This is a genomic window from Arthrobacter pullicola (assembly GCF_014836875.1).
In the GTDB taxonomy this organism is placed as follows: domain Bacteria; phylum Actinomycetota; class Actinomycetes; order Actinomycetales; family Micrococcaceae; genus Arthrobacter_B; species Arthrobacter_B pullicola.
Window position 1 is genome coordinate 1 of record NZ_JACSQC010000012.1, and the last position, 1,565, is coordinate 1,565.

Below are 1,565 nucleotides of genomic sequence, written 5' to 3' on the forward strand. Positions count from 1 at the left end.
TTTGGTGGATTACACGGATACCGTGTATTCAATTATTCGTTCCAGGATAAACAACCCTCACGGGTTGTTGTCCGGGAACCACATAGTGGACGCAAGCAGCATGATCATCACACCCCTGTATATTGCGGAACCGTTTGAAGTCGTGTTCCGCCAGAGTGTGTTGTGGTGTAAGTTATCGGCCTATTAGTACCGGTCAGCTTCACGGGTCTTTAGTCCCCGCTTCCACATCCGGCCTATCAACCCAGTGGTCTGGCTGGGGGCCTCTCACACACAAGGTGTATGGAAATCTCATCTCGAAGCAGGCTTCCCGCTTAGATGCTTTCAGCGGTTATCCCATCCGAACGTAGCTAATCAGCGGTGCACTTGGCAGTACAACTGACACACCAGAGGTTCGTCCGTCCCGGTCCTCTCGTACTAAGGACAGCCCTTCTCAAATTTCCTGCGCGCGCAGCGGATAGGGACCGAACTGTCTCACGACGTTCTAAACCCAGCTCGCGTACCGCTTTAATGGGCGAACAGCCCAACCCTTGGGACCTACTCCAGCCCCAGGATGCGACGAGCCGACATCGAGGTGCCAAACCATGCCGTCGATATGGACTCTTGGGCAAGATCAGCCTGTTATCCCCGAGGTACCTTTTATCCGTTGAGCGACGGCCATTCCACAATGTACCGCCGGATCACTAGTCCCGACTTTCGTCCCTGCTTGAGATGTCTCTCTCACAGTCAAGCTCCCTTGTGCACTTACACTCGACACCTGATTGCCAACCAGGCTGAGGGAACCTTTGGGCGCCTCCGTTACTCTTTAGGAGGCAACCGCCCCAGTTAAACTACCCATCAGGCACTGTCCCTGACCCGGATTACGGGCCGAAGTTAGATATCCAGTATGACCAGAGTGGTATTTCAACGATGACTCCACCCGAACTGGCGTCCGGGTCTCACAGTCTCCCACCTATCCTACACAAGCCACACCGAACACCAATACCAAACTATAGTAAAGGTCTCGGGGTCTTTCCGTCCTGCTGCGCGTAACGAGCATCTTTACTCGTACTGCAATTTCGCCGAGTTTATGGTTGAGACAGCGGGGAAGTCGTTACTCCATTCGTGCAGGTCGGAACTTACCCGACAAGGAATTTCGCTACCTTAGGATGGTTATAGTTACCACCGCCGTTTACTGGGGCTTAAATTCCCAGCTTCGCCCGTAAGGGCTAACCGGTCCTCTTAACCTTCCAGCACCGGGCAGGAGTCAGTCCGTATACATCGTCTTGCGACTTCGCACGGACCTGTGTTTTTAGTAAACAGTCGCTTCCCCCTGGTCTCTGCGGCCCACACCCGCTCCGGAAAGCAAGTTTCCATCACGGGGCAGGCCCCCCTTCTCCCGAAGTTACGGGGGCATTTTGCCGAGTTCCTTAACCATAATTCTCTCGATCGCCTTAGTATTCTCTACCTGATCACCTGTGTCGGTTTGGGGTACGGGCGGCTAAAACCTCGCGCCGATGCTTTTCTAGGCAGCATAGGATCACCGGATTCCCCCGTTCGGGGGTCCCATCAGATCTCAGGTGCGTCAT

1 rRNA gene (running past one end of the window) is annotated in these 1,565 nt (G+C 54.2%); it reads right to left on the minus strand.

Going from position 1 to position 1,565, the window contains the following annotated elements:
- Positions 1-162 precede the first annotated feature (162 nt).
- Positions 163-1,565, minus strand: a 23S ribosomal RNA gene (locus H9638_RS16655) (it continues 1,831 nt past the right edge of the window).